The sequence below is a fragment of the Bradyrhizobium sp. SRL28 genome (genome assembly GCF_018596315.1).
GTDB lineage: Bacteria > Pseudomonadota > Alphaproteobacteria > Rhizobiales > Xanthobacteraceae > Bradyrhizobium.
Genome location: NZ_JAHEAG010000201.1, coordinates 1 through 597 on the forward strand (window position 1 = coordinate 1; position 597 = coordinate 597).

The window sequence follows — 597 nt, forward strand, 5'->3', positions numbered from 1 at the left end:
CCTGTCGGTTATCGGCACCGGCAACGCGATGTCGGCGCTCGGGCTCACCGGCAACACCGGAACGGCGACCAACTTCACCGCCAGCCGCTCGGCAGCCTCCGGCAGCGTCTCCGGCAAGACCTTGACCTTCAGCTCCTTCAACGGCGGCGCGGCGGTCAACGTCACCTTCGGCGACGGCAACGGCGGCACGGTCAAGACGCTCGACCAGCTCAATGCGGCGCTGCTTGCCAACAACATGAGCGCCACGATCGACTCCACCGGCAAGCTGACGATCTCCGCCTCCAACGACTACGCTTCGTCGACCCTCGGCTCGGTGACGGCGGGTGGCGCGATCGGCGGCACGCTGACCAGCGCGGTCACGTTCTCGACTGCGTCGGCTCCGGTGGTCGATGCTCAGACGCAGAGCGTCCGCGCAGGGCTGGTGAACCAGTACAACGCCACTATGCAGAACATCACCAGCACCGCGGCGGATGCCTCCTTCAATGGCGTCAACCTGCTCGGTGGCGATACGCTGAAGCTGACGTTCAACGAGACCGGCAAGTCGACGCTGAGCATCACCGGCGTCGACTTCAACGCCGCGGGCCTCGGCCTTGCAGC

At 66.3% G+C, this 597-nt stretch carries 1 pseudogene; it reads left to right on the forward strand.

What is annotated here, in order from left to right:
• A pseudogene (locus KIP88_RS45980) lies at positions 1–597 on the forward strand (flagellin); the annotation flags it as partial.